This is a genomic window from Streptomyces nanhaiensis (assembly GCF_046614825.1).
GTDB lineage: Bacteria > Actinomycetota > Actinomycetes > Streptomycetales > Streptomycetaceae > Streptomyces > Streptomyces radiopugnans.
The window spans coordinates 17,918-44,252 of record NZ_JBKJFM010000030.1 but is presented as its reverse complement, the minus strand read 5'-3'; the positions used below and the strand labels follow the sequence as shown (position 1 = coordinate 44,252).

General features: G+C 72.9%; 22 protein-coding genes, 1 tRNA gene and 1 pseudogene. 19 read left to right on the top strand and 5 right to left on the bottom strand.

What is annotated here, in order from left to right:
- Window positions 1-14 precede the first annotated feature (14 nt).
- Complete coding sequence (locus ACLIYP_RS10300; protein WP_412712827.1) at window positions 15-302, bottom strand: hypothetical protein; 288 nt, start codon at window positions 300-302, stop codon at window positions 15-17.
- 98 nt (window positions 303-400) lie between these two features.
- On the opposite strand from ACLIYP_RS10300, the gene ACLIYP_RS10295 reads away from it, so the two are divergent.
- Together ACLIYP_RS10295 and ACLIYP_RS10290 are read left to right on the top strand one after the other, a co-directional pair.
- On the top strand, window positions 401-943 hold the full coding sequence (locus tag ACLIYP_RS10295) for an SRPBCC family protein (RefSeq protein WP_412712826.1): 543 nt from the start codon (window positions 401-403) through the stop codon (window positions 941-943).
- A 48-nt stretch (window positions 944-991) separates the two neighbouring features.
- Window positions 992-1,063, top strand: a tRNA-Val gene (locus ACLIYP_RS10290).
- A gap of 123 nt (window positions 1,064-1,186) precedes the next feature.
- Here the strand turns inward: ACLIYP_RS10290 and ACLIYP_RS10285 are convergent.
- On the bottom strand, window positions 1,187-1,912 hold the full coding sequence (locus ACLIYP_RS10285) for an exonuclease domain-containing protein (protein WP_412712825.1): 726 nt from the start codon (window positions 1,910-1,912) through the stop codon (window positions 1,187-1,189).
- 251 nt (window positions 1,913-2,163) lie between these two features.
- Here ACLIYP_RS10285 and thrS point away from each other — a divergent pair, with 251 nt between their 5' ends.
- Together thrS and ACLIYP_RS10275 are read left to right on the top strand one after the other, a co-directional pair.
- On the top strand, window positions 2,164-4,143 hold the full coding sequence (gene thrS, locus ACLIYP_RS10280) for a threonine--tRNA ligase (RefSeq protein ID WP_412712824.1): 1,980 nt from the start codon (window positions 2,164-2,166) through the stop codon (window positions 4,141-4,143).
- Window positions 4,144-4,243: 100 nt separating this feature from the next.
- Window positions 4,244-4,807, top strand: a complete 564-nt coding sequence (locus ACLIYP_RS10275) for an HIT family protein (RefSeq protein ID WP_412712823.1) — start codon at window positions 4,244-4,246, stop codon at window positions 4,805-4,807.
- Between the two features lie 143 nt (window positions 4,808-4,950).
- Here the strand turns inward: ACLIYP_RS10275 and ACLIYP_RS10270 are convergent, their stop codons facing one another.
- Together ACLIYP_RS10270 and ACLIYP_RS10265 are read right to left on the bottom strand one after the other, a co-directional pair.
- Complete coding sequence (locus ACLIYP_RS10270; protein WP_412712822.1) at window positions 4,951-6,615, bottom strand: hypothetical protein; 1,665 nt, start codon at window positions 6,613-6,615, stop codon at window positions 4,951-4,953.
- Between the two features lie 138 nt (window positions 6,616-6,753).
- Entirely contained in the window at window positions 6,754-8,967 is a 2,214-nt protein-coding gene (locus ACLIYP_RS10265; RefSeq protein WP_412712829.1) for an elongation factor G-like protein EF-G2, read from the bottom strand.
- 315 nt (window positions 8,968-9,282) lie between these two features.
- Between ACLIYP_RS10265 and pgsA the strand changes: the two genes are divergently transcribed.
- The 15 genes and pseudogenes from pgsA to ACLIYP_RS10190 all read left to right on the top strand — a co-directional run bounded on the left by pgsA (window position 9,283) and on the right by ACLIYP_RS10190 (window position 25,002).
- Complete coding sequence (pgsA, locus tag ACLIYP_RS10260) at window positions 9,283-9,993, top strand: phosphatidylinositol phosphate synthase (protein WP_412712821.1); 711 nt, start codon at window positions 9,283-9,285, stop codon at window positions 9,991-9,993.
- 8 nt (window positions 9,994-10,001) lie between these two features.
- Window positions 10,002-10,937, top strand: a complete 936-nt coding sequence (locus ACLIYP_RS10255; RefSeq protein WP_412712820.1) for a phosphatidylinositol mannoside acyltransferase — start codon at window positions 10,002-10,004, stop codon at window positions 10,935-10,937.
- Window positions 10,934-12,060: pseudogene (locus ACLIYP_RS10250) on the top strand (glycosyltransferase family 4 protein). The gene ACLIYP_RS10255 and the pseudogene ACLIYP_RS10250 overlap by 4 nt, the downstream one beginning before the upstream one ends.
- 30 nt (window positions 12,061-12,090) lie before the next feature.
- Window positions 12,091-12,651, top strand: a complete 561-nt coding sequence (locus tag ACLIYP_RS10245; RefSeq protein WP_412712819.1) for a LemA family protein — start codon at window positions 12,091-12,093, stop codon at window positions 12,649-12,651.
- Window positions 12,652-12,951: 300 nt separating this feature from the next.
- Window positions 12,952-13,836: a pyridoxal 5'-phosphate synthase lyase subunit PdxS gene (gene pdxS / locus ACLIYP_RS10240; RefSeq protein WP_412712828.1), complete on the top strand. Its 885-nt coding sequence runs from the start codon at window positions 12,952-12,954 to the stop codon at window positions 13,834-13,836.
- A 101-nt stretch (window positions 13,837-13,937) separates the two neighbouring features.
- Window positions 13,938-14,531, top strand: a complete 594-nt coding sequence (gene pdxT / locus ACLIYP_RS10235) for a pyridoxal 5'-phosphate synthase glutaminase subunit PdxT (RefSeq protein ID WP_412712818.1) — start codon at window positions 13,938-13,940, stop codon at window positions 14,529-14,531.
- 69 nt (window positions 14,532-14,600) lie between these two features.
- Window positions 14,601-15,353, top strand: coding sequence for a YebC/PmpR family DNA-binding transcriptional regulator (locus ACLIYP_RS10230; RefSeq protein ID WP_412712817.1), 753 nt, complete (start codon window positions 14,601-14,603; stop codon window positions 15,351-15,353).
- Between the two features lie 137 nt (window positions 15,354-15,490).
- Window positions 15,491-16,141: a crossover junction endodeoxyribonuclease RuvC gene (gene ruvC, locus ACLIYP_RS10225; protein ID WP_412712816.1), complete on the top strand. Its 651-nt coding sequence runs from the start codon at window positions 15,491-15,493 to the stop codon at window positions 16,139-16,141.
- The gene (gene ruvA / locus ACLIYP_RS10220) at window positions 16,138-16,773 is read left to right on the top strand and encodes a Holliday junction branch migration protein RuvA (RefSeq protein ID WP_412712815.1); all 636 of its coding nucleotides are present in this window, start codon (window positions 16,138-16,140) and stop codon (window positions 16,771-16,773) included. The genes ruvC and ruvA overlap by 4 nt, the downstream gene beginning before the upstream one ends.
- Window positions 16,774-16,934: 161 nt before the next feature.
- Window positions 16,935-18,020, top strand: coding sequence for a Holliday junction branch migration DNA helicase RuvB (gene ruvB, locus ACLIYP_RS10215; protein WP_412712814.1), 1,086 nt, complete (start codon window positions 16,935-16,937; stop codon window positions 18,018-18,020).
- A 163-nt stretch (window positions 18,021-18,183) separates the two neighbouring features.
- On the top strand, window positions 18,184-18,621 hold the full coding sequence (gene yajC / locus ACLIYP_RS10210) for a preprotein translocase subunit YajC (protein WP_412712813.1): 438 nt from the start codon (window positions 18,184-18,186) through the stop codon (window positions 18,619-18,621).
- 118 nt (window positions 18,622-18,739) lie between these two features.
- The gene (secD, locus tag ACLIYP_RS10205; protein ID WP_412712812.1) at window positions 18,740-20,548 is read left to right on the top strand and encodes a protein translocase subunit SecD; all 1,809 of its coding nucleotides are present in this window, start codon (window positions 18,740-18,742) and stop codon (window positions 20,546-20,548) included.
- Window position 20,549: 1 nt separating this feature from the next.
- Window positions 20,550-21,677, top strand: coding sequence for a protein translocase subunit SecF (secF, locus tag ACLIYP_RS10200; protein WP_412712811.1), 1,128 nt, complete (start codon window positions 20,550-20,552; stop codon window positions 21,675-21,677).
- A 13-nt stretch (window positions 21,678-21,690) separates the two neighbouring features.
- A complete protein-coding gene (locus tag ACLIYP_RS10195) occupies window positions 21,691-22,242 on the top strand; it encodes an adenine phosphoribosyltransferase (protein WP_412712810.1) in 552 nt (183 codons plus the stop codon).
- A 255-nt stretch (window positions 22,243-22,497) separates the two neighbouring features.
- Window positions 22,498-25,002, top strand: a complete 2,505-nt coding sequence (locus tag ACLIYP_RS10190) for a RelA/SpoT family protein (protein WP_412712809.1) — start codon at window positions 22,498-22,500, stop codon at window positions 25,000-25,002.
- Between the two features lie 96 nt (window positions 25,003-25,098).
- On the opposite strand, the gene ACLIYP_RS10185 is transcribed toward ACLIYP_RS10190, so the two are convergent.
- Complete coding sequence (locus ACLIYP_RS10185; protein ID WP_412712808.1) at window positions 25,099-26,328, bottom strand: DUF349 domain-containing protein; 1,230 nt, start codon at window positions 26,326-26,328, stop codon at window positions 25,099-25,101.
- Window positions 26,329-26,335: the final 7 nt, after the last annotated feature.

Here is a 26,335-nt window from a genome sequence, read left to right as displayed (position 1 = left end):
AGGGCGATGTCAGGTTAAGCGCATATATGACAGGTATGGTGGATTGCGTGCGGGGCGGTGTCCGCCCGGCCGCCGCCCCCGGGGCCGGAGGCGCGCAACCCGGCCAGCAACCGCCCGCGCCGGGACAGCAGTTCGGTGCGCCGGGCCTCCAGCCGCCACAACTCGGCGTCGATCTCCCGCACCTGCTGCGGCACCGGGCCGGTGAGCGGCAGCGCGCACCGGGGGCAGGCGGCCGCCGGCGGACCGGGGGCGAGTGGCAGTGAGCAGCCGGGGCAGTAGGCAGGCGGTGGGAGGTTCGGCATGCGCGGAGTGTGGCGCGTACGAGGGCGATCGGTCATGCGCGGTGGTACTCAGGGCCGTCTGAGTACCACCGCGCCCCGTGCGGAGGGAGGGTGACGCGATGGGCCTGAGCCACTACCGCTTCCGCAGCGTCTGGGATCTGGACACACCGCCCGGGGACGTCTACGCCGTCCTGGAGCGGGCCGCGGAGTACCCCGAGTGGTGGCCGCAGGTGCGCGAGGTCGTCTGGCGGGAGGACGGCGGCGGCGGGGGAGGGGAGCGGGCGGCCGGCTCCGCCCGTATCCGCTCCCTGCTCCCCTACGACCTGCGGATCACCGCCCGGCTCACCCTCCGAGACCCCGCCGCCCGGGTCCTGGCGATCGAGCTGGACGGCGACCTGGAGGGCTGGGCCCGCTGGCGGCTCGCCCCGCGCGCCACCTCGCACGGCGCTCCGCACGGCTCCGCCCCGCGTGCCGTCAGCGGCACCCGGGCGGTCTTCGAGCAGGAGGTGGAGGCCCGCAGACCCCTCCTGAGGCTGCTGGCGCTGCCCGGCCGTCCGCTGTTCGCGGCCAACCACGCGCTGATGATGCGCGCCGGGCACCGCGGGCTGCGCCGCCGGCTGGGGGAGGGCCCACCGGGAGGGCGCGGGAAGGAGTTTGGATGAACACCCGCGATCCCTGTATGGTTCTCGTCGTGCCGCAGGGCACCGCGAGGGCGATTAGCTCAGCGGGAGAGCGCTTCGTTCACACCGAAGAGGTCACTGGTTCGATCCCAGTATCGCCCACCGCCCGGGAGGCCGGTTCCGTCAGACGGAACCGGCCTCCCGCGTTTCGCGCCCATGCTCCCGGCCCGTCTCCTCCGGGACGGTCCCGGACGGCTCTCGGACCGCTCCCGGCTCGGACCGCTCTCAGACCGCGGCCGGGACCTCCGTCCGCAGCGGCCACGCCGGATCGACCACCTCGTCGGACCCGTTGCGGGCGAACCACGCCTGCAACCCGCGCGCCTGGGCCGCGTGCCAGACCGACTGCAGGGTGTGCAGCTCGGCCGGCGACAGCGAGGACAGCCGCCGCGAGTGGCGGCGCCCCACCTCCCGCACGACCTCCAGCGCCGCCGTGGCGTCCGCGGCGGCGTCGTGGGCCTCGGCCAGTTCCACGCCGTAGTGCTCGCACAGCGCGGCCAGGGTGCGGCGGCCCTTGCGGTAGCGGTCCAGGTGCTTGTCCAGCACCCGCGGGTCGAGCACGCACAGCGTCCCGGAGCCGGAGGTGTCGCCCAGCGAGGCGCCGTGGTGCCGCCGCAACTCCCGGTCCAGCAGCGTCAGGTCGAACGGCGCGTTCATCACCACCAGCGGCAGCCCCTCGGCGGTGCGCTCCGCCAGGGCCGCCGCGATCTCCCCGAGGGCCTCCGCGGGGCGGCGGCCGTGCTCGCGCAGATGCTCCCCGGTCAGGCCGTGCACCTCAGCCGCCCGTTCGGGCACCGGCACCCCCGGGTCCACCAGCCAGCGCACGGCGCGCACCTCGGCCCCCGGTGCGTCCTGCACCACCAGCGCGGCCGAGACGATCCGGTCCCGCTCCGGATCCACCCCCGTGGTCTCGGTGTCGAATGCGGCGAGCGGTCCCTCGTACCACACCGTCATGCTCTGCTTCCCCTCCGTGTCGAGACCGGGACCGTCCCGGCGGGCGGGCGCACACGGCGGCGCGTACGCCCGTCGCCCGTCTTGATACCTCACCCGGCTCGCGGCCAACCCCGGCCGCCCTGGACCGGGCCGTAACCGTTTCGCGGCGGGGGCGTCCGGCTCGGTACGATTCACGGTGCGCGGCGATCGCCCGCGCCTCGGGCCGATCCCGAGACGGGGAGACCCGAGACGACAGCAGTCAGGAGAGACCGGTGACGGACGTCCGTGTGATCATCCAACGCGATTCCGAGCGGGAAGAACGCGTGGTGACCACGGGCACCACGGCCGCCGATCTCTTCGCCGGCGACCGCGCGATCGTCGCCGCCCGCGTCGGCGGGCAGCTGAAGGACCTGGCGTACGCCGTCGCCGACGGCGACGAGGTCGAGCCCGTGGAGATCTCCTCCGAGGACGGGCTGAACATCCTGCGGCACTCCACCGCGCACGTCATGGCCCAGGCCGTGCAGGACCTCTTCCCCGAGGCCAAGCTCGGCATCGGCCCGCCGATCAAGGACGGCTTCTACTACGACTTCGACGTCGCCGAGCCGTTCACCCCGGACGATCTGAAGCGCATCGAGAAGCGGATGCAGGAGATCGTCAAGCGCGGCCAGCGCTTCTCCCGCCGTGTGACCAGCGACGAGGAGGCCCGCGAGGAGCTGGCCGGCGAGCCGTACAAGCTGGAGCTGATCGGCCTCAAGGGCAATGCGGCCGAGGCCGCCGAGGGGGCCTCGGCCGAGGTCGGCGCGGGCGAGCTGACCATCTACGACAACCTCGACGCCAGGACCGGCGAGCTGTGCTGGAAGGACCTGTGCCGCGGTCCTCACCTGCCCACCACCCGCACCGTCCCGGCGTTCAAGCTGATGCGGTCGGCCGCCGCGTACTGGCGGGGCAGCGAGAAGAACCCGCAGCTCCAGCGGATCTACGGCACCGCCTGGCCGTCGAAGGACGAGCTGAAGGCGTACCTGGAGTTCCTGGCGGAGGCCGAGAAGCGCGACCACCGCAGGCTCGGCGCGGAGCTGGACCTGTTCTCCATCCCCGAGGACATCGGCTCCGGCCTGGCCGTCTTCCACCCCAGGGGCGGCATCATCCGCCGCGTGATGGAGGACTACTCGCGCAGGCGGCACGAGGAGGCGGGCTACGAGTTCGTCTACACCCCGCACGCCACCAAGGGGAAGCTGTTCGAGAAGTCGGGCCACCTGGACTGGTACGCCGACGGCATGTATCCGCCCATGCAGCTCGACGAGGGCGTGGACTACTACCTCAAGCCCATGAACTGCCCCATGCACAACCTGATCTTCGACGCGCGGGGGCGCTCCTACCGCGAACTGCCGCTGCGGCTGTTCGAGTTCGGCACCGTGTACCGCTACGAGAAGTCGGGCGTCGTCCACGGCCTGACCCGGGCGCGGGGCTTCACCCAGGACGACGCGCACATCTACTGCACCAAGGAGCAGATGGCGGACGAGCTCGACTCGCTGCTGACCTTCGTGCTGAACCTGCTGCGCGACTACGGCCTGGAGGACTTCTACCTGGAGCTGTCCACCAAGGACCCGGAGAAGTTCATCGGGACGGACGAGAACTGGGAGGAGGCCACCGAGACCCTGCGCCGGGCCGCCGAGAAGCAGGGTCTGGAGCTGGTCATGGACCCGGGCGGCGCCGCCTTCTACGGCCCGAAGATCTCGGTGCAGGCGCGCGACGCCATCGGCCGGACCTGGCAGATGTCGACCATCCAGGTCGACTTCAACCTTCCCGAGCGCTTCGACCTGGAGTACACCGCCCCCGACGGCTCCCGGCAGCGGCCGGTGATGATCCACCGCGCGCTGTTCGGCTCCATCGAGCGGTTCTTCGCCGTGCTGCTGGAGCACTACGCGGGCGCCTTCCCGGCCTGGCTGGCACCTGTCCAGGCGGTCGGCATCCCGATCGGCGACACCCATGTGCCCTACCTGGAGGAGTTCGCCGCCAGGGCGAAGGCGAAGGGGCTGCGGGTGGAGGTGGACTCCTCCTCGGACCGGATGCAGAAGAAGATCAGGAACGCCCAGAAGAGCAAGGTGCCGTTCATGGTCATCGCCGGTGACGAGGACATGGCCAACGGCGCGGTCAGCTTCCGCTACCGCGACGGCTCGCAGAAGAACGGCGTGCCCCTCGACGATGCGATCGCGGAGATCGCCAAGGCCGTCGAGGACCGCGTCCAGGTCTGACCGCCGCACAAGGGGGCGTGCCTGCGGAGCACCGGTGCTCCGCAGGCACGCCCCCGTCGTCGTCCCGCCCCACCGGCCCGCCGCGGCCCGGTGAAGTCCTATGCTGGCCCGCATGAGCAGCGAGCCGGAGCAGCAGATCGGAGTGGGGTCGCCGGACGCCTTCCAGCGCCTGTGGACGCCTCACCGGATGGCCTACATCCAGGGGGAGAACAAGCCGAGCGGCCCGGGCGCCGGTGACGGCTGCCCGTTCTGCACGATCCCGGCCAAGTCCGACGAGGACGGGCTGGTGATCGCCCGGGGCGAGCTGGTGTACGCGGTGCTCAACCTCTACCCGTACAACGGCGGCCACCTGATGGTGGTGCCCTTCCGGCACGTCGCCGACTACACCGGTCTCACCGAGGAGGAGACGGTGGAGCTGGGCGACTACACCAAGCGGGCCATGAAGGCGCTGCGCGCGGCCTCCGGGGCGCAGGGGTTCAACATCGGCATGAACCAGGGCGAGGTCGCGGGCGCCGGGATCGCCGCCCACCTCCACCAGCACATCGTGCCGCGCTGGGGAGGCGACACCAACTTCATGCCGGTGGTGGGCCACACCAAGGTGCTGCCGCAACTGCTGGCCGACACCCGGCGGATGCTGGCCGAGAAGTGGCCCGCGGGGGCCTGAGGCACCCAGGCCCCCGCCGCCGCACGCACGGCAGGCACCGCAACACCGCGCAGACCACCGCGCACGGCCCGCGGGGCCCGTACGACCGGAAACCGGTACCCGTACGGATCACGCGGGCCGTGCGCGAGGCCCGGAGGGGCTGATCAGGCGTTGTACGCGTCTGCGTTGCCCGGCTCGGCGGCCTGCACCTGGCCGCTGAGGCTCAGGGAGCGGGCGTTGAACTTCTCGACGTCCACGTTGTTCTCCTTGAGCACCTTCAGGGCCGCCGTGTGCACCACCCGCAGCACCGGGGTGGCCGCGCGCAGGGCGTCGTCGGCCATGAAGCGGTGGCGCCAGGGCTTGTCGGCCCACACGTGCCGCAGCCCGAAGGGCTCGGGAAGGCTCAGCTTGCCGCCCAGGAAGTCCAGCACCGGCGGGAACCACGTCAGCGGGGCGCGCGCCGCCAGCCGCACCACCTCGCGGGCCTCGATCAGCGGCAGCTCGATGTCCTTGGTCTCCCAGAACCGGACGGTCTTGGAGACCGTCTTCTTCCTCGGCGAGGGCTTGGAGAAGAACACCGGGTGCACCGGGCCGAGCGCGTGGCCGGTGACCTCGATGCGCAGGGTGTGGTGCAGCACGGTCACGTTGACCAGCAGGGTGAGCACGAGCTGGCCGTCCCACAGCACGAACTGGACGCCGAGGTAGTGGCGGTTGCCGCTGCCGAACTGCTGCTCGTTGCAGATCCGCTGGACCTCGAACTCCTTGACGCTGTACGCCTCGACGTTCTGGCCGTCGGGCCGGGAGACGTCCGAGGCGCCCTCCCCGACCGGGGCGACGACCCAGTGCCGGACGGAGGGCCTGGGGAAACCGCCGGTGTGCAGCGGGGTGCGCTCCAGCATCCGGAGCTGGTCGTGGATCGCGCGCGCCACGTCCCAGCTGCGGAAGGGGTTGATCTCGGTGCCGGGGGAGGCCGGCACCAGCTCCTCGGCGAGCTGCCAGCTCCCCCAGCGGGTGCCCATGCCGAGTATCCCCTTGGGGCCGGCGTAGAAGACCACGTTGCTGCGCTGCTCGGCCGTCAGCTTGGCCAGGTTCAGCCTGATGCTCTCCGCGCCCGCGTCGCCGGGGGCGTGCGGCACCGCCTCGGGGATCTTGGCGCCGATGCCGCCGCCCGACAGCAGGCCCTCCCAGCGGGAGCGCAGGTCCTTGGCGTACCGCTCGCAGATCTGCTTGGCCAGCAGCCAGCCCACGACCGGGGCGACCAGCATCACGCGCAGGTAGATCGCCCAGAAGCCGGTGAACGGCAGCTTCAGCACGAAGACCGCCGCCAGCACGCCGAGCGCGACGAGCACGCCCATGCCCAGCGCCCCGGCCCGGCGGTCCTGCGCGCCCGCCAGCGTCCGGCGCAGCTGGAAGCCTCCGAGCCACAGCAGGACGCCGGGCAGGAAGAGGACTCCGAAGAGCACCATCACCGCCGTCAGCCGGGCGTCGCGCTCCCGGCGGATGCGGTTGGCCGCCAGGCAGTGCTCGACCACGACCTGCGGCTCGCAGCCGAAGGACTGGATCAGCGCTTTGCGGGCGCCGCCGAGCATCCGGGACTGGACCGCGCGGGAGAAGGCCTCGCCCAGGTTCGGCTCGAACAGCGAGAAACGGGGCGCGGAGACCTTGGCCGCGTCGTTCGCCGCGAGCAGGTCCGTCACCGGGCCGTCGCGGTAGGCGGCCGAGGCCAGCGCCTGGGTGGCGGCGGTCTGCCCGCCGCCCGCGCCGGTCAACGGGACCTGCGCGCCGGGACTGAAGTCGTACGCGCCGTTCCCGTCATCGAAGCCCGCCAATGGTGCCCCCACTCCGCTCGCGCCGTCCGACGTCAGGCTCGTACCGACCGTTCCCAACCACGGCCCGCCGCACACCTTCTCGGTGCCCGCCCGTGCCGGACCCGACGCCGCGGCGTTCAGCGTACCGTCACCGCGGGGTCACGCCACGCGGCTTTCGGCCTGCCCGCGGATCCGCTCCGCGACCTGCCGCGGCACCGGCTCGTGGCGCAGGTAGGAGCGGGAGAAGCGGCCCGTGCCGTGCGAGAGGGACCGCAGGTCCACCGCGTAGCGGCCGATCTCCGACTGGGGGGCCTCCGCGCGCACCAGGGTGCTGCCGCCGGGGATCTGCTCGGTGCCCACCACCCGGCCGCGCCGCCCCGACAGATCGCTCATCACCGCGCCCACGTACTCGTCGGCGACCGTCACCCGCACCTCGTCGACCGGTTCCAGCAGGTGGATCCGCGCGCCGGCGGCGGCCTCGCGCAGCGCCAGGGCGCCCGCCGTCTGGAAGGCGGCGTCGGAGGAGTCCACCGAGTGGGCCTTGCCGTCGACGAGGGTGACGCGCACGTCCACCAGCGGATGGCCGGTGGCCACCCCGCGTGCCGCCTGGGCCCGCACCCCCTTCTCCACCGAGGGGATGAACTGGCGCGGCACCGCGCCCCCCACCACCTCGTCGGCGAACTCGACGCCCGAACCGGCCGGCAGCGGCTCCACGGTGATCTCGCAGACGGCGTACTGGCCGTGGCCGCCGGACTGCTTGACGTGCCGCCCCCGCGCCGAGGCCCGTTCGGCGAAGGTCTCGCGCAGGGCCACCCGGTGGGGCACGGCGTCCACCCGGACGCCGTAGCGGGTGCGCAGCCGCTCCAGCGCCACGTCCCGGTGGGCCTCGCCCATGCACCACAGCACCAGCTGGCGGGTGTCGGGGTTCTGCTCCAGGCGGAGGGTGGGGTCCTCGGCGGTCAGCCGCGCCAGCCCCTGGGAGAGCCTGTCCTCGTCGCTCCTGGCGTGCGCCTGGACGGCCACCGGCAGCAGCGGGTCGGGCATCACCCACGGTTCCATCATCAGCGGATCGCCCTTGTCCGACAGGGTGTCGCCGGTCTCGGCCCTGGTGAGTTTGGCGACACAGGCCAGATCGCCCGCCACGGCCAGCGGCACGTGCCGCTGCTGCCCGCCGAAGGGGCTGGTCAGGGCGCCGACGCGCTCGTCCACGTCATGGGGCCGCCCGGTGGGGGCGCCGTCGTGGTCCGTCAGCCCGTGGCCGCAGACGTGCACGGGGACGTCCGGGCGCAGGGTGCCGGAGAAGACCCGCACCAGCGACATCCGCCCGACGTAGGGGTCGGAGGACGTCCTTATCACCTCGGCCGCCAGCGGGCCGTCGGGGTCGCACTCCAGCGGGGGGCGGGGCCGTCCGTCGGGGGTGGTGACCGGGGGTATCTCGCGCTCCTGCGGGGTGGGGAAGCCGCGGGTGACCAGCTCCAGCAGCTCCACCGTGCCCAGGCCCTGCCGGGCTCCCTCCGCGGCGGGGGCCGCGGCCAGGACGGGGTGGAACACACCGCGGGCGACGGCCTTCTCCAGGTCCCGCACCAGCGTCTCCACCTCGACGTCCGCACCGCCGAGGTAGCGGTCCATCAGGGTCTCGTCCTCGCTCTCGGCGATGATGCCCTCGATCAGCCGGGCGCGGGCGTCGGCGATCAGCGGAAGGTGCTCGGGGTCCGGGGCGCGCTCGGCGCGCTCGCCGGTGGAGTAGTCGCAGATCCGCTGCGACAGCAGCCCGATCAGCCCGGCGACCGGTGCGTGCCCGTCGGGTCCCGGCTCTCCGAACATGGGCAGGTACAGCGGGAGCACGGCGTCGGGGTCGTCGCCGCCGAAGACCCGCCGGCAGATGTCGGTCATCTCCGCGAAGTCGGCGCGGGCCGCCTCCAGACGGGTGACGACGATGGCGCGCGGCATCCCGACCGCGGCGCACTCCTCCCACACCAGCCGGGTCGACCCGTCCACGCCGTCGGCGGCCGATACGACGAAGAGGGCCGCGTCCGCGGCCCGCAGGCCGGCCCGCAGCTCCCCGGTGAAGTCGGCGTAGCCGGGGGTGTCCAGGAGGTTGACCTTGACCCCGTCCCACTCCAGGGGGACCAGGGAGAGCTGGACCGAGCGCTGCTGCCGGTGCTCGATGTCGTCGTGGTCGGAGACGGTGGTGCCGTCCTCGACCCGGCCCGCGCGGACCAGCGCACCCGAGGTCCGGGCGAGCGCCTCGACCAGTGTCGTCTTCCCCGCGCCGCTGTGGCCGACCAGCACCACGTTCCGGATGGAACCGGGCCGGTCGGCCACCGGCGCCCTTCCCGCGGCCCCGGTGTGCGTGCTCGTCCTGTCGCCCATGTCCTCCGCCTCCCGGTCCGTGCGGCTGGGTCGGATGGTCGTGCCGGATCGCACGAGAGGTGCTCCTTCGAGCTTTCCACCGCCACCGGAGTACGTCCATACGTGGCATTAGCCGCTACTCGGCGTAAGAGCGCGGGAAATCTCCGTTCGCGCGCGAAGCGCGCCCGACAGGGCGAAACCGGCCTCCCCGGTCCGCCCTTCGAGGCCGCAGCCGCGGCCGCCGTGACGCACCGGCGGCGCCCCGGACGCGGCTGGCTACGATGGGCGCGCCGACGGCCCCCCGGCCGCCGGCCCACCTCGACCTCCGGGAAGGCCATGCTGAACAAGTACGCGCGTGCGTTCTTCACGCGTGTTCTCACACCGTTCGCCGCCCTGCTCCTCCGGCTGGGGGTCAGTCCCGACACGGTCACGCTCATCGGCACCGGCGGAGTCATGGCGGGGGCGCTGGCCTTCTTCCCCCGCGGCGAGTTCTTCTGGGGCACCGTCGTCATCACCCTGTTCGTCTTCTCCGACCTGGTCGACGGCACCATGGCGCGGCAGTCGGGCCGCTCCAGCCGCTGGGGCGCCTTCCTGGACTCCACCCTCGACCGCATCGCCGACGCGGCCGTCTTCGGCGGCATCGCGCTGTGGTACGCGGGCGGGGGCGACGACCCGGTGCTGTGCGCGGTGGCGATCTTCTGCCTGGCGAGCGGCCAGGTGGTGTCGTACACCAAGGCGCGCGGCGAGAGCATCGGCCTGCCGGTGAACGTCAACGGCCTGGTCGAGCGCGCCGAGCGGCTGGTGATCACCCTGGTGTGCGCCGGGCTCGCCGGGTTCGAGACCACCTTCGGCGTCCCGTACATCGGGATCCTGCTGCCCGTCGCCCTGTGGGTGGTGGCCGTGGGCAGCCTGGTGACGATCCTGCAGCGCATGGTGACGGTCCGGCGGGAGGCCGCCGAGGCCGAGGCCGGCCGGGCCGGGGGAGAGGCCGCCGGGCCGGGACGCGACGGAGCCGCCGCGACCGAGCAGGGGGGCGGCAGCTCGTGAGGGAGCGGATGACCGACGCCCTGTACGGGCTGGGCTGGGGCGCGGTCAAGCGCCTCCCCGAGCCCGCGGCCGCGGCCCTGGGCCGCACCATCGCCGACGCCGCCTGGCGGCGCCGGGGCCAGGGTGTGCTGCGCCTGGAGGCCAACTACGCCCGGGTGGTCCCCGGCGCGGGCCCCGAGCGGCTCGCCGAGCTGTCCCGCGCGGGCATGCGCTCGTACCTGCGCTACTGGATGGAGTCCTTCCGGCTGCCGGTGTGGGACGCGGCGCGCATCCGCGACGGCGTCGAGGTCACCGACCTGCACCGGCTCACCGGCACGCTCGGCTCCGGCCGCGGCGTGATCCTGGCGCTGCCGCACATGGGCAACTGGGACCTGGCCGGCGCCTACCTCACCACCGGCCTGGGCATCCCGTTCACCACCGTCGCCGAACGCCTCAGGCCCGAGACCCTGTACGACCGCTTCGTCGCCTACCGCGAGGGCCTGGGCATGGAGGTGCTGCCGCACACCGGCGGCGCGGCCTTCGGCACCCTGGCCCGTCGGCTGCGCGCGGGCGGGCTGGTGGCACTGGTGGCCGACCGGGACCTGTCCTCCTCCGGCATCGAGGTGGACTTCTTCGGCGAACCGGCCCGGATGCCCGCCGGCCCCGCCATGCTGGCGCTGCAGACCGGGGCCGCACTGCTGCCGGCGTACCTGTGGTTCGACGACTCGCCCGTGATGAAGGGGCGCGTCCTGCCGCCGGTTCAGGCACCCGCCGAAGGAACCCGCAAGGAGAAGGCCGCCGCCATGACCCAGGCGGTGGCGGACGGCTTCGCGACCGGCATCGCCGAGCACCCCGAGGACTGGCACATGCTGCAGAGACTGTGGTCGGCGGACCTCACGCCGCGGACCGGGACGGAGAACGGGACCGGTACGGGCCCGGACGGCCGGGAGGCGGGACGGCGGTGAGGATCGGCATCGTCTGCCCCTACTCCTGGGACGTCCCCGGCGGCGTCCAGTTCCACATCCGGGACCTGGCCCAGCACCTCACCGGCCTCGGGCACGAGGTGTCCGTCCTCGCCCCGGCCGAGGAGGAGACCCCCCTGCCGCCGTACGTCGTGCCGGCCGGGCGGGCCGTCCCCGTCCCGTACAACGGCTCGGTCGCCCGGCTGAACTTCGGCTTCCTGTCGGCGGCGAGGGTGCGCCGCTGGGTGCACGAGGGCGCCTTCGACGTCCTGCACATCCACGAGCCCGCCACGCCCTCGCTCTCCCTGCTGGCCTGCTGGGCGGCGCAGGGGCCGATCGTGGCCACCTTCCACACCTCCAACCCGCGCTCGCGGGCGATGATCGCCGCCTACCCGATCCTGCAGCCCGCGCTGGAGAAGATCAGCGCGCGGATCGCGGTCAGCGAGTACGCCCGCCGCACCCTGGTCGAGCACCTGGGCGGCGACGCGGTCGTCATCCCCAACGGCGTGGACGTGGGCTTCTTCGCGGCCGCCGAGCCCAAGGCCGAGTGGCAGGGCCGCGACGGCGGGAACACCATCGGCTTCATAGGGCGCATCGACGAGCCCCGCAAGGGCCTGCCCGTGCTGATGCGGGCGCTGCCGCGCATCCTCGCCGAGCGCCCCGGCACCCGGCTGCTGGTGGCCGGGCGCGGCGACGAGGAGGAGGCCGTCGCCGGCCTGCCGCGCGAGCTGCGCGACCGCGTGGAGTTCCTGGGCATGGTCAGCGACGAGGACAAGGCGCGGCTGCTGCGCAGCGTGGACCTGTACATCGCCCCCAACACCGGCGGCGAGTCCTTCGGCATCATCCTGGTGGAGGCGATGTCCGCCGGGGCCCCGGTGCTCGCCAGCGACCTGGACGCCTTCGCCCAGGTGCTGGACGGGGGAGAGGCCGGTGAGCTGTACGCCAACGAGGACGCCGGCGCGCCGCGCTGCGCGAGCGCGGCAGCCGCCACGTACGCCGCTTCGACTGGTCCACCGTCGGAGCCGACGTCCTGGCCGTCTACGAGACCGTCACCGACGGCGCCGCCTCGGTCGCGCCGGACGAGCGGGTGGGACTGCGTGCCCGGCTGGGCCTGGCCCGCGACTGACGCGACCGAACCGAGGGGAACCTTCCGACCGTGACCACCACGATCGTCTGGATCGCGGCGGCGCTGCTGCTCGTCGCCGTCTACCTGAGCTGGACCGCCGGACGCCTGGACCGGCTGCACGCCCGGATCGACGCGGCCCGCGCCGCCCTGGACGCGCAGTTGCTGCGGCGCGCCTCCGTCGCGCAGGAGCTGGCCACCGCGGGGGTGCTGGACCCGGCCGCCTCCATCGTCCTGTACCAGGCCGCGCACGACGCCCGGCAGGCCGAGGAGGAGCAGCGTGAGGTCGCCGAGAGCGAGCTCAGCCAGGCCCTGCGCGCGGTGTTCGCCGAGAGCGCGCAACTGGAGGCGGTACGGGCGGCGCCCGGCGGCGAGGCGACGGCCGAGGAGCTGGCCGCGGCGGTGCGCCGGGTGCCGATGGCGCGGCGCTTCCACAACGACGCGGTGCGGGCCGCCCGCGCGCTGCGCCGGCACCGCAAGGTGCGCTGGTTCCGGCTGGCCGGACACGCCCCCTTCCCGCTCGCCTTCGAGATGGACGACGAGCCGCCGGCGGTCCTGGCGGACCGGGCGGGGAAGGCTGGGGAAGGCCACTGACTTCCGATTGGCCCTTTCGCGGGGGCCGGTCGCCCCGTTTCATCGGTCCTGTAGCAGGGATCACCGTGAACTGGACCGGACGGCGGGGCCGGCAGGGAATCGAACGGCTCTACGATGGGTTCACAGTACGGTCGCCGCGCCCGTCCGCGCGGGCGGCCCGGTCGTCCGCAGGCCGGCGCCGTCCGCCGAGGTCCACGCTCCCGGCCGTCCCAACCCGTTCCAGTCGCTGTCACCGTCGCCGAGTGAGGTCACACCTTGTCCACCACGCCTTCCAGCACGCCCGAAACCGCCACCGCGTCGATGCCCGAGACCGGTACCGCGCGCGTCAAGCGCGGCATGGCCGAGCAGCTCAAGGGCGGTGTGATCATGGACGTGGTCACCCCGGAGCAGGCGAAGATCGCCGAGGACGCCGGCGCCGTCGCGGTCATGGCCCTGGAGCGGGTGCCCGCCGACATCCGCAAGGACGGCGGTGTCGCCCGCATGTCCGACCCGGACATGATCGAGGGGATCATCGACGCCGTCTCCATCCCGGTGATGGCCAAGTCCCGCATCGGCCACTTCGTCGAGGCCCAGGTGCTCCAGGCCCTCGGCGTGGACTACATCGACGAGTCCGAGGTCCTCACCCCGGCCGACGAGGTCAACCACAGCGACAAGTGGGCCTTCACCACGCCCTTCGTCTGCGGCGCCACCAACCTGGGCGAGGCCCTGCGCCGGATCGCCGAGGGCGCGGCCATGATCCGCTCCAAGGGCGAGGCCGGCACCGGCAACGTCGTCGAGGCCGTACGCCACCTGCGCCAGATCAAGAACGAGATCGCCCGCCTGCGCGGCTACGACAACAACGAGCTGTACGCCGCCGCCAAGGAGCTGCGCGCCCCCTACGAGCTGGTCAAGGAGGTCGCCGAGCTGGGCAAGCTGCCGGTCGTGCTGTTCTCCGCCGGCGGTGTGGCCACCCCGGCCGACGCCGCGCTGATGCGCCAGCTCGGCGCCGAGGGCGTCTTCGTCGGCTCGGGCATCTTCAAGTCCGGCGACCCGGTCAAGCGCGCCGCCGCCATCGTGAAGGCCACCACCTTCTTCGACGACCCCAAGGTCGTCGCGGACGCCTCCCGCGGGCTGGGAGAGGCCATGGTCGGCATCAACTGCGACACCCTGACCGAGGCCGAGAGGTTCGCCGGCCGGGGCTGGTGACCCGCGGCGCGCACCGCGCCGCCACCGCGCCCCCGTACGTTCCGCCCCCGTCCCACCCGTCCCCCACGCCATTTCCGTACGTCCGTGAAGAGGTGCGCCCCGTGACCACCCCCGCCATCGGAGTCCTCGCCCTCCAGGGCGACGTCCGCGAACACCTCGCCGCGCTGGAGGCGGCCGGCGCCGAGGCCCGCACCGTCCGCCGCCCCGAGGAGCTCGCCGCGGTCGACGGCCTGGTGATCCCCGGCGGCGAGTCCACCACCATCTCCAAGCTGGCCACCGCCTTCGGGCTGATGGAGCCGCTGCGCGAGCGGGTCGGCGCGGGCATGCCCGCCTACGGGTCCTGCGCGGGCATGATCATGCTGGCCGACAAGATCCTCGACCCCCGCTCCGGCCAGGAGACCGTCGGCGGGATCGACATGATCGTGCGCCGCAACGCCTTCGGCAGGCAGAACGAGTCGTTCGAGGCGTCCGTCGAGATGGCCGGGGTGGAGGGCGGGCCGGTCGAGGGCGTCTTCATCCGCGCGCCCTGGGTGGAGTCCACCGGCGCGGAAGTGGAGGTGCTGGCGGCCTTCGACGGCCACCCCGTCGCCGTGCGCCAGGGCTCCCTGCTGGCCACCGCCTTCCACCCCGAACTCACCGGCGACCACCGCGTGCACCGGCTGTTCACCGCGATGGTGCGCTCGGCGGCACGGTGATCCGCCGGTGTCACCGGCTGTAGTATCGGCCCGTTGATTCCTCCGTTGGCGACATGAAGGAGCGAGGCTGTGTCCGGCCACTCCAAGTGGGCAACCACCAAGCACAAGAAGGCCGTGATCGATGCCAAGCGCGGCAAGCTCTTCGCCAAGCTGATCAAGAACATCGAGGTCGCGGCCCGGATGGGCGGCCCCGACCCCGACGGCAACCCCACCCTCTACGACGCCATCCAGAAGGCGAAGAAGAGCTCCGTCCCCAACAACAACATCGACCGTGCGGTCAAGCGGGGCGCGGGCCTGGAGGCGGGCGGCGCCGACTACCAGACGATCATGTACGAGGGCTACGGCCCCAACGGCGTCGCGGTCCTGATCGAGTGCCTCACCGACAACCGCAACCGCGCGGCCTCCGACGTGCGCGTCGCCATGACCCGCAACGGCGGCTCCATGGCCGACCCGGGCTCGGTGTCGTACCTGTTCAACCGCAAGGGCGTCGTGATCGTCCCCAAGGGCGAGCTGACCGAGGACGACGTGCTGGCCGCCGTCCTGGAGGCGGGCGCCGAGGAGGTCAACGACCTCGGCGAGTCCTTCGAGGTCATCAGCGAGGCGAGCGATCTGGTCGAGGTGCGCACCGCGCTGCAGAAGGCGGGCATCGACTACGACTCGGCGGACGCGAACTTCGTCCCCACCATGCAGGTGGAGCTGGACGAGGAGGGCGCCCGCAAGATCTTCAAGCTGATCGACGCGCTGGAGGACAGCGACGACGTGCAGAACGTCTTCGCCAACTTCGACGTGTCCGACGACGTCATGGCCAAGGTCGAGGCCTGACCTTCCGCGCGCCCGGGCGCAGCCCGGCGCGGGCCCGGCACCGGCCCTCTTCCGTGTCGCCCTCCGGCGTTGTCGGTGGCAGCCGATAACCTGCGGGAACAGGTGATCGAACGACCAGTGGACGGAAGGGGGCCGCGGTGCGCGTGCTCGGCGTGGACCCGGGACTGACCCGCTGCGGCATCGGCGTGGTGGAGGGGACCGCGGGCCGCCCGCTGCGGATGGGCGGGGTCGGCGTCGTGCGGACCCCCGCCGACGCCGAGGTCCCCGACCGGCTGGTGCTCGTAGAGCGCGGCATAGAGGAGTGGCTGGAGGAGCACCGGCCCGACGTCGTCGCCGTGGAGCGCGTGTTCAGCCAGCACAACGTGCGCACCGTGATGGGCACCGCGCAGGCCAGCGCGGTCGCCATGCTCTGCGCGGCCCGGCGCGGCCTCCCGGTGGCCCTGCACACCCCCAGCGAGGTCAAGGCCGCCGTCACCGGCACCGGCCGGGCGGACAAGGCCCAGGTCGGCGCGATGGTCACCAGGCTGCTGCGGCTGGACGCCCCGCCCAGGCCCGCCGACGCCGCCGACGCCCTGGCACTGGCCATCTGCCACATCTGGCGCGCCCCCGCCCAGGACCGCCTCCAGCAGGCCAGACTCCAGCAGGCCCGGCACCAGCAGCTCCACCGCCGGCAGACCCGTGCCGCCCGGGCCGTCCCCGAGGCGACGGCGAGAGCGGAGCCGGATCCGGCGCCCGCGTCCGCGCCGCCCGCCCGACGAACCCAGCGCACCCCGGAGGACAGCCGATGATCGCCTTCGTATCCGGACCGGTCGCAGCCCTCTCCCCGGACACCGCCGTGATCGAGGTCGGCGGCGTCGGGATGGTCCTCCACTGCACCCCCGGCACCCTCGCCGACCTGCGTGTCGGCGAGCACACCCGGCTGGCCGCCTCACTGGTGGTCCGCGAGGACTCCCTGACGCTCTACGGCTTCGCCGACGACGACGAGCGGCAGGTATTCGAACTTCTCCAGACCGCCAGCGGCGTCGGCCCGCGGCTGGCCCAGGCCATGCTCGCCGTCCACAGCCCCGACGCGCTGCGGCTGGCGGTCTCCACCGGAGACGAGAAGGCGCTCACCGCCGTGCCCGGCATCGGGAAGAAGGGCGCGCAGAAACTGCTGCTGGAGCTGAAGGACAGGCTCGGCGAGCCGCTGGGCACCGGGGCCGCGGCGGCCGGCCGCGTCCCCGGCCCGGCCGCGGGCGAACCCGGCTGGCGCGAGCAGCTCCACGCCGCCCTGGTGGGCCTGGGCTACGCGCCACGTGAGGCGGAGGACGCGGTCGCCGCCGTCACCCCGCAGGCCGAGGCGGCGCTGGCCGAGGGCGGCCGGCCGCCGGTGCCCCAGCTCCTCCGCGCCGCCCTGCAGACCCTGAACCGCGCACGCTGAGACGCCGGTCCGTGCCGCCGCGGCGGCACGGACCGGCGACGGACCGACGAGAGACCGACCATGACGCCGTACTCCCCGCCCCGCCCCCGCCCCACGGACCGGATCCCCGCCCCGGCCGCGTTCCCGGCCGCCGTCCCGCCCACCGCCCAGGGGAGGCCGTCATGACCTGGGAGGAGCACTCCGGCCACACCGACGGCGCCGAGCGCCTGGTCGGAGCCACCGCCGACGGCGAGGACACGGCCGTAGAGGCCGCGCTGCGCCCCAAGGACCTCGCGGAGTTCGTCGGGCAGTCCAAGGTGCGCGAACAGCTCGACCTGGTGCTGCGCGCGGCCCGGGCCCGCGGCGGCACCGCCGACCACGTGCTGCTCTCCGGCGCCCCCGGCCTGGGCAAGACCACCCTGTCCATGATCATCGCGGCGGAGATGGGCGCCCCCATCCGCATCACCTCCGGGCCGGCCATCCAGCACGCCGGGGACCTGGCCGCGATCCTCTCCTCCCTCACGGAAGGAGAGGTCCTCTTCCTCGACGAGATCCACCGCATGTCGCGGCCCGCCGAGGAGATGCTCTACATGGCGATGGAGGACTTCCGCGTCGACGTCATCGTCGGCAAGGGGCCCGGCGCCACCGCCATCCCCCTGGAACTGCCGCCCTTCACCCTGGTCGGCGCCACCACCCGGGCCGGCCTGCTGCCGCCGCCGCTGCGCGACCGCTTCGGCTTCACCGCCCACATGGAGTTCTACGAGCCGGCCGAACTGGAGCAGGTCATCCACCGCTCCGCCCGGCTGCTGGACGTGGAGATAGACGCCGAGGGCGCCGCCGAGATCGCCGGGCGCTCCCGCGGCACCCCCCGCATCGCCAACCGGCTGCTGCGCCGGGTGCGCGACTACGCCCAGGTCAGGGCCGACGGACTGATCACCCGGGAGATCGCCGGGCAGGCCCTGGCGGTCTACGAGGTGGACGACCGCGGCCTGGACCGCCTGGACCGGGCGGTGCTGGACGCCCTGCTCAGGCTGTTCGGCGGCGGCCCGGTCGGCCTGTCCACGCTGGCCGTCGCGGTGGGCGAGGAGCGTGAGACGGTGGAGGAGGTCGCCGAGCCGTTCCTCGTCCGGGAGGGGCTGCTGGCCCGCACCCCCCGGGGCCGGATCGCCACTCCCGCCGCATGGGAGCACATGGGGATCACCCCGCCCCGGCAGCCGCCGGCGTCCGCACCGGGAGGACCGGGCCAACCCGGTCTCTTCGGATCGTGACGGCGTGCGAACTCGCCTCCGGCGGAACCTCAGTGCGATGCTTGACGTTGTTCCCCAGGCGCGGGCTCGCTTAGACTCCGCCGACGCCCTCCGTCCCGGAGGGCATGACCACCCCCGAATACCAGGCCGCTTCCCAGCGGTCGTGTGAAGGAAACCTTCCGCCGTGGATATTGGACTTCTCCTCCCCTTCATCATCCTCATCGGGGCCATGCTCCTGATGACGCGCTCGGCCAAGAAGAAGCAGCAGCAGGCCATGCAGATGCGCGACCGGATGGAGCCAGGCACCGGCATCCGTACGATCGGTGGCATGTACGCGTTGGTGAAGGAGGTCCACTCCGACACGGTTCTCCTGGAGGTGGCGCCGGGCGTGCACGCGGTCTACGCGAAGAACGCCGTCGGCGCGGTGCTGGAGGCCGACGAGTACGAGCGCATCGTCAACGGCGAGGACCACGACGCGGACACCCCCGTCGTCCCGGACGACGCCTCCTCGCTGGTCTCCGACGGCAGCGCCGGCAAGACCGACCTGAGCAAGACGGACCCCTCCGCCGACGACGCGGAGACCGGGGACGCCAAGCGGAAGGGCGACACCGACTCCAACTGAGTCGCCCCGCCGCCGGCCCCGACGGGCCCGGCGGCGGTGCCGCACGTCCTTACGACCACTTCGCGCGCCGCGCGGCGACCATTCGAGCGCGGGCGGTTGGACAGGGAGATACGAGAAGGTGGCAGCACCGAAGAAAGGTCGCAGATCACCGGGCACCCAGGGACGGCCGTGGCGCTCCCTGGCGCTCATCCTGGTGGCCATGGTGGCGCTCACCGGAGGCATGTTCCTCTCCGGGCACACCACGCCCCGCCTGGGCATCGACCTCGCCGGCGGCACGAGCATCACGCTGACGGCCAAGGCCCAGCCCGGCAAGGAGGAGGCGATCAACGAGACCAACATGGACACCGCCGTCTCCATCATCGAGCGGCGGGTCAACGGTCTGGGCGTCGCCGAGGCCGAGGTGCGGACGCAGGGTGCCGAGAACATCGTCGTCAACATCCCGCGGGGCACCGACGAGAAGCAGGCCCGGGAGCAGGTCGGCACCACCGCCCAGCTCGCGTTCCGCCCGGTCCTGACCGTCGCGTCCGGAGCCCCCGCCCAGCCGGACCCCTCCGCGAGTCCCTCGGGCGCCGCCGGTGAGAAGGACGAGAAGGCGGAGGACGGCGAGAAGGCCGAGGAGGCGACGGACGGCGAGAAGTCCGGCGACTCCTCCGCGGCCCCCTCGCCCGAGGCCTCCACCCAGGGCCGGGCCGTCACCGAGGACCTGCTGGCCGAAGGCTCCCAGTCGCCCACCCCCTCGGCGTCCGGGAGCGAGGAGGCCGAGGAGGCCGCCGAGCCCGAGCCCTCCCAGCCGGCGCCGGACGCCGGCATCCCGGCCGGCCTGCAGAAGAAGCTCGACGCACTGGACTGCGCCACCGACGAGGGCCGCTCCAAGGCCAGCCGGGCCGCCGCCGAGGCGGAGAACTCCGAGTCCGTCGCGTCCTGCGACGAGAGCGGGTTCTACAAGTACGCGCTCGGCCCCGTCGCCGTCCCCGGCACCGACGTCACCGACGCCGCGGCCCTCTTCGACGACCAGCGCGCCCAGGGCTGGATCGTCACCATGGAGTTCGACTCCAACGGCGCCGAGAAGTTCGCCGACATCACCGAGGAGCTCTCCACCCAGGCCGAGCCGCGCAACCAGTTCGCGATCGTGCTGGACGGCGAGGTCGTCTCCGCCCCCCGCGTCTCCGAGCGGCTCGGCGGCGGCAGCGCCGAGATCTCCGGCAGCTTCAACCAGCAGTCCGCCGAGGAACTGGCCAACATCCTGTCCTACGGCGCCCTGCCGCTCTCCTTCGAGGAGAGCAACGTGACCACCATCTCGCCCACGCTCGGCTCCGAGCAGCTCAAGGCGGGCCTGATCGCCGGAGCCATCGGCCTGGTGCTGGTCGTCGTGTACCTGCTCTTCTACTACCGGGTGCTGGCGCTGGTGGCGATCTCCAGCCTGGTGGCCGCGGCCGTCCTCACCTACGTCATCATGACCCTGCTCGGCCCGGCCATCGGCTTCGCGCTGAGCCTGCCGGCCATCTGCGGTGCCATCGTGGCCATCGGCATCACCACGGACTCCTTCATCGTCTACTTCGAGAGGATCCGCGACGAGATCCGCGAGGGCCGCTCCATCCGGGCCGCCTTCGAGCGGGCCTGGCCCAGCGCCCGGCGGACCATCCTGGTCTCCGACGTGGTCTCGATCATCGCCGCGATCGTGCTGTTCATCGTCTCGATCGGCTCGGTCCAGGGCTTCGCCTTCGTGCTCGGCCTGACGACCGCGCTGGACCTGGCCATCGTCTTCCTGCTGACCAAGCCGATGATGACGATCATGGCAGGCCGCAAGTTCTTCACCAGCGGCCATCCGTGGTCCGGACTCGACCCGAAGCGGCTCGGGGTCACCCCGCCGCTGTACCGGGGCCGCCGCGCCGCGGTCGCCGCCCCCGCCGAACCGAAGGAGGCCTGAGATGTCACGATTCGGTGATCTCGGCGGCAAGCTGTACCGCGGCGAGGCCAGCTACGACTTCGTCGGCAGGCGGAAGCTCTGGTACGGCGTCACGCTGCTGCTGATGCTGATCTCCCTGGTGGGCCTGGGGGCCCGCGGCCTGTACATGGGCATCGAGTTCCAGGGCGGCGCCGTCTTCACCACCCCGCCCACCCAGATGTCGATCGAGGACGCCCGCGAGACCGCCCAGGAGGTCTCCGGCACCGAGCCCCGCATCCAGGAGCTGGGCAGCGGCGCGCTGCGCATCCAGGTCACCGGGCTGGACAACGAGCAGTCGGAGAGGACCCGCGCGGCCCTCGCCGACGAGCTCGGCCTGGAGACCCAGGAGCTGGACACCGAGCTGGTGGGCCCGAGCTGGGGCGACCAGATGAGCAGCAAGGCGATCCAGGGCCTGATCGTCTTCCTCATCCTGGTCAGCGTCTACCTGGCCATCGCCTTCGAGTGGCGGATGGCGGTGGGCGCCATGGGCGCCCTGATGCACGACCTGGTCGTCACCGTCGGCGTCTACGCCATCGTCGGCTTCGAGGTGACCCCGGGCACGGTGGTCGGCGTCCTGACGATCCTCAGCTACTCGCTGTACGACACGGTGGTGGTCTTCGACAAGGTCAAGGAGAAGACCCGGGGCCTGCTCAAGCAGAACCGCCACACCTACGGCGAGCTGGCCAACCTCGGCATCAACGCCACCGTGGTCCGCTCCGTCAACACCTCGGTGGTCGCCCTGCTGCCCGTGGCCGGACTGCTGTTCATCGGCACCGGCCTGCTCGGCGGCGGCATGCTCAAGGACATCTCGCTGTCGCTGTTCATCGGCCTCGCCGCCGGTACGTTCTCCTCCATCTTCATCGCCACCCCGATCGTGGTGGACCTCAAGCTCCGCTCGCCGGAGATCAAGGCCCACGACCGGCGGACGCTGGCCAAGCGGGCCAAGGGCGGCGACGGAGCCGAGGAGACCGAGGAGACGGGCGAGAACGCGGACTCCGGTGCCCGGCGGCCGGCGGAGGCCGGCGCCGCGACGGCCGGGGCCGTCGGCAGCCCCCGCTCGCCGGAGTCCGGCAGCCGCGGGCGCGGGCGTCCCTCCGGACGGCGGCGGTGACCAGGTGATCTCCGTGACCGCCGACTTCGAGAGGCTGCGCGGCCTGCTGCTCAGCAGGATCCGCGACGTGCCCGACTACCCCAAGCCGGGAGTGCTGTTCAAGGACATCACCCCGCTCCTGGCCGACCCCGAGGCCTTCACCGCCCTCACCGACGCACTGGCCGGCCTCGCCCGGGAGCGCGGCGCCACCAAGGTGGTCGGCCTGGAGGCGCGCGGCTTCATCCTGGCCGCCCCGGCGGCGGTGCGGGCGGGCGTCGGCTTCATCCCCGTGCGCAAGGCGGGCAAGCTGCCCGGCGCCACCCTGTCGCAGGCGTACGAGCTGGAGTACGGCAGCGCCGAGATCGAGATCCACGCCGAGGACCTCGACCCCGAGGACCGGGTGCTGGTGATCGACGACGTGCTGGCCACCGGCGGCACCGCCGAGGCGTCGCTGCGCCTGATCCGCCGATCGGGGGCGCAGGTCGCCGGCGTCGCGGTCCTGATGGAGCTGGGCTTCCTGCCCGGCCGGACCAGACTGGAGGCGGCCCTGGAGGGCGCTCCGCTGGACGTCGTGATCACCGTCTGAGAGCAGCCGGTGCCGCCGCGGCACCGGCTTCGCGGAGGGGACGGCCCGGAGCGCTCCGGGCCGTCCCCTCCGTCGCGTCCGGCCCTCCGTCTGTGACACCCTCGAAGACGTCCGAAGACATCCGAGGCCGCCCCGCGCCGGCGCCCGGCTCGTTCCGGGGCCGGGGTGGATACCATGGCAGTCCGGCCTGTTCCCGGCCGGAACCGCCCTCCTCATGCCGTGACCGGCGAGGAGGGGCCCACCGAGGAGTTGCCCTTGCCAGACGAGGCCAAGCCGCTCACCGCAGCGCAGCAGCAGGAAGCCGGCAGGCCGGCGAAGCCCTCCACGGCAGGCGCCACCGCGGCCGGGAAGCGCGGCGGCACCCCCAAGCCGTCGCCGTCCACCGCCCCGCCGGCGGGCGGGAAGCGCGATGACGCGGCCTCCCGCGACAAGGCCTCGGCCACCCGCGCCGTCTCGGGCGTCTCCGGGCGCTCGGGCTCCTCCAACCGCGTCCGCGCCCGCCTGGCCCGCCTCGGCGTCCAGCGGTCCAGCCCCTACAACCCCGTGCTGGAACCGCTGCTGCGGATCGTCCGGGGCAACGACCCCAAGGCCGACACCTCCACCCTGCGCCAGATCGAGCGCGCCTACCAGGTCGCCGAGCGGTGGCACCGCGGGCAGAAGCGCAAGAGCGGCGACCCGTACATCACCCACCCGCTGGCCGTCACCACCATCCTCGCCGAGCTGGGCATGGATCCGGCCACCCTGATGGCCGGCCTGCTGCACGACACGGTCGAGGACACCGAGTACGGCCTGGACACCCTGCGCCGCGACTTCGGCGACCAGGTGGCCCTCCTCGTCGACGGCGTCACCAAGCTGGACAAGGTCAAGTTCGGCGAGGCGGCCCAGGCCGAGACGGTCCGCAAGATGGTCGTCGCCATGGCCAAGGACCCCAGGGTGCTGGTCATCAAGCTCGCCGACCGCCTGCACAACATGCGCACCATGCGCTACCTCAAGCGGGAGAAGCAGGAGCAGAAGGCCCGCGAGACGCTGGAGATCTACGCCCCGCTCGCCCACCGCCTGGGCATGAACACCATCAAGTGGGAGCTGGAGGACCTCGCCTTCGCGATCCTCTACCCCAAGATGTACGACGAGATCGTCCGGCTGGTCGCCGAGCGCGCGCCCAAGCGCGACGAGTACCTGGCGACCGTCATCGACGAGGTCCAGGCCGACCTGCGCGGCGCCCGCATCAAGGCGACCGTCACGGGCCGCCCCAAGCACTACTACAGCGTCTACCAGAAGATGATCGTGCGGGGCCGCGACTTCGCCGAGATCTACGACCTGGTGGGCATCCGCGTCCTGGTCGACACCGTCCGCGACTGCTACGCGGCGCTGGGGACCGTCCACGCCCGCTGGAACCCGGTGCCGGGGCGGTTCAAGGACTACATCGCGATGCCCAAGTTCAACATGTACCAGTCGCTGCACACGACGGTCATCGGGCCCGGCGGCAAGCCGGTCGAGCTGCAGATCCGCACCTACGACATGCACCGCCGCGCCGAGTACGGCATCGCCGCGCACTGGAAGTACAAGCAGGAGGCCGTCGCCGGCGCCTCCAAGGTCCGCACCGACGCGCCCGCGAAGAAGGGCGACGCCGTCAACGACATGGCGTGGCTGCGGCAGCTGCTGGACTGGCAGAAGGAGACCGAGGACCCGGGCGAGTTCCTGGAGTCGCTGCGCTTCGACCTCTCGCGCAACGAGGTCTTCGTCTTCACGCCCAAGGGCGACGTCATAGCGCTCCCGGCGGGCGCCACCCCCGTGGACTTCGCCTACGCCGTCCACACCGAGGTCGGCCACCGCACCATCGGCGCACGCGTCAACGGGCGCCTGGTGCCGCTGGAGTCCACCCTGGACAACGGCGACCTGGTGGAGGTCTTCACCTCCAAGTCGCCCGGCGCCGGCCCCTCCCGCGACTGGCTGAGCTTCGTGAAGTCGCCGCGCGCCCGCAACAAGATCCGCGCCTGGTTCTCCAAGGAGCGGCGCGAGGAGGCCATCGAGCAGGGCAAGGACGCCATCGTGCGGGCCATGCGCAAGCAGAACCTGCCGATCCAGCGCATCCTCACCGGAGACTCCCTGGTCACCCAGGCGCACGAGATGCGCTACCCCGACATCTCGGCGCTCTACGCGGCCATCGGCGAGGGCCACGTCTCCGCGCAGAACGTCGTCCAGAAGCTGATCCAGGCCATCGGCGGCGAGGAGGCCGCCAACGAGGACATCGCCGAGACCGCCCCGCCCCTGCGCCGGCGCACCAAGCGGCGCTCCAGCGCGGACCCGGGCGTGATCGTCAAGGGCGTGGAGGACGTGTGGGTCAAGCTGGCCCGCTGCTGCACGCCCGTGCCCGGCGACCCGATCCTCGGGTTCGTCACCCGCGGCAACGGCGTCTCCGTCCACCGCGCCGACTGCGTCAACGTCGACTCGCTCTCGCGCGAGCCGGAGCGGATGCTGGAGGTGGAGTGGGCGCCCACCCAGTCCTCGGTCTTCCTGGTCGCCATCCAGGTCGAGGCGCTGGACCGCTCCCGGCTGCTGTCGGACGTCACCCGCGTGCTGTCCGACCAGCACGTGAACATCCTCTCCGCGGCCGTCCAGACCTCCCGGGACCGGGTGGCCATCTCCCGCTTCACCTTCGAGATGGGCGACCCCAAGCACCTGGGGCACGTGCTGAAGGCGGTACGCGGGGTGGAGGGCGTCTACGACGTCTACCGCGTCACCTCGGCCCGCCGGTCGTAACCCGGCACCCGGCGCCCGGCCGGACCGGACACGGGGTTGGCCCCGGCGCCTTCGAAGGCGCCGGGGCCAACCGTCGTGCACCCGCGTCCCGCTCTGTCAGCCGCTGAACTCCCGCAGCCCCTTGAGGGCCTGGTCCAGCAGGGCCTGCCGGCCCTCGAGCTCGCGCTCCAGCTTCTCCGCCTTGGCGGTGTTGCCGGCCGCGCGGGCCTTCTCGATCTGCGCGCGGAGCTTGTCCACGGCGTCCTGGAGCTGGCCGGTCAGGCCCTCCGCGCGCGCCCGGGCCTCGGGGTTGGTGCGGCGCCACTCGGCCTCCTCGGCCTCCTGGATCGCCCGCTCCACCGCGTGCATCCGGCCCTCGATCCCGGCCCGGGCGTCCCGGGGCACGTGGCCGACGGCGTCCCAGCGCTCGTTGATCGCGCGGAAGGCCGCCCGGGCCGCCTTCAGGTCGGTGACCGGGAGCAGCTTCTCCGCCTCGGCGGCCAGCTCCTCCTTGCGGGCCAGGTTCTCCCGCTGCTCGGCGTCCCGCTCGGCGAAGACCTCGCCGCGGGCGGCGAAGAAGACGTCCTGGGCGCCGCGGAAGCGCTGCCACAGCGCGTCCTCGTGCTCGCGCTGGGCCCGGCCCGCGGCCTTCCACTCCTGCATCAGCTCGCGGTAGCGGGCGGCCGTCGGGCCCCAGTCCGTCGAGCCGGACAGGGCCTCCGCCTCGGCGACCAGCTTCTCCTTGCGCCGCCGGGCCTCCTCGCGCTGGGCGTCCAGCGACGCGAAGTGGGCCTTGCGCCGCTTGGAGAAGGCCGAGCGGGCGTGCGAGAAGCGGTGCCACAGCTCGTCGTCGGACTTGCGGTCCAGCCGGGGCAGGCCCTTCCAGGTGTCCACCAGGGCGCGCAGCCGCTCCCCGGCGGCCCGCCACTGGTCGCTGGCGGCGAGCTCCTCGGCCTCGGCGACCAGCGCCTCCTTGGCCTTGCGCGCCTCCTCGGCCTGCCGGGCCCGGGCCGCCTTGCGCTCCTCCCGGCGGGTCTCGATCAGCTCGGTGAGCTGGTCCAGCCGCCTGCCCAGGGCCTCCAGGTCGCCCACCGCGTGCGCCTCGTCGACCTGCTGACGCAGATGCCCGACGGCGGCCAGGGCGTCCTTGGCCGACAGATCGGTGGTCTTCACCCGGCGCTCAAGGAGGTCGATCTCCACGACCAGGCCGTCGTACTTGCGCTCGAAGTAGGCCAGGGCCTCCTCGGGGGCTCCGGCCTGCCACGAGCCGACGACCTTCTCGCCGTCGGCGGTACGCACGTAAACGGTCCCCGTCTCATCGACGCGGCCCCACGGGTCGCTGCTCACAGCGCCT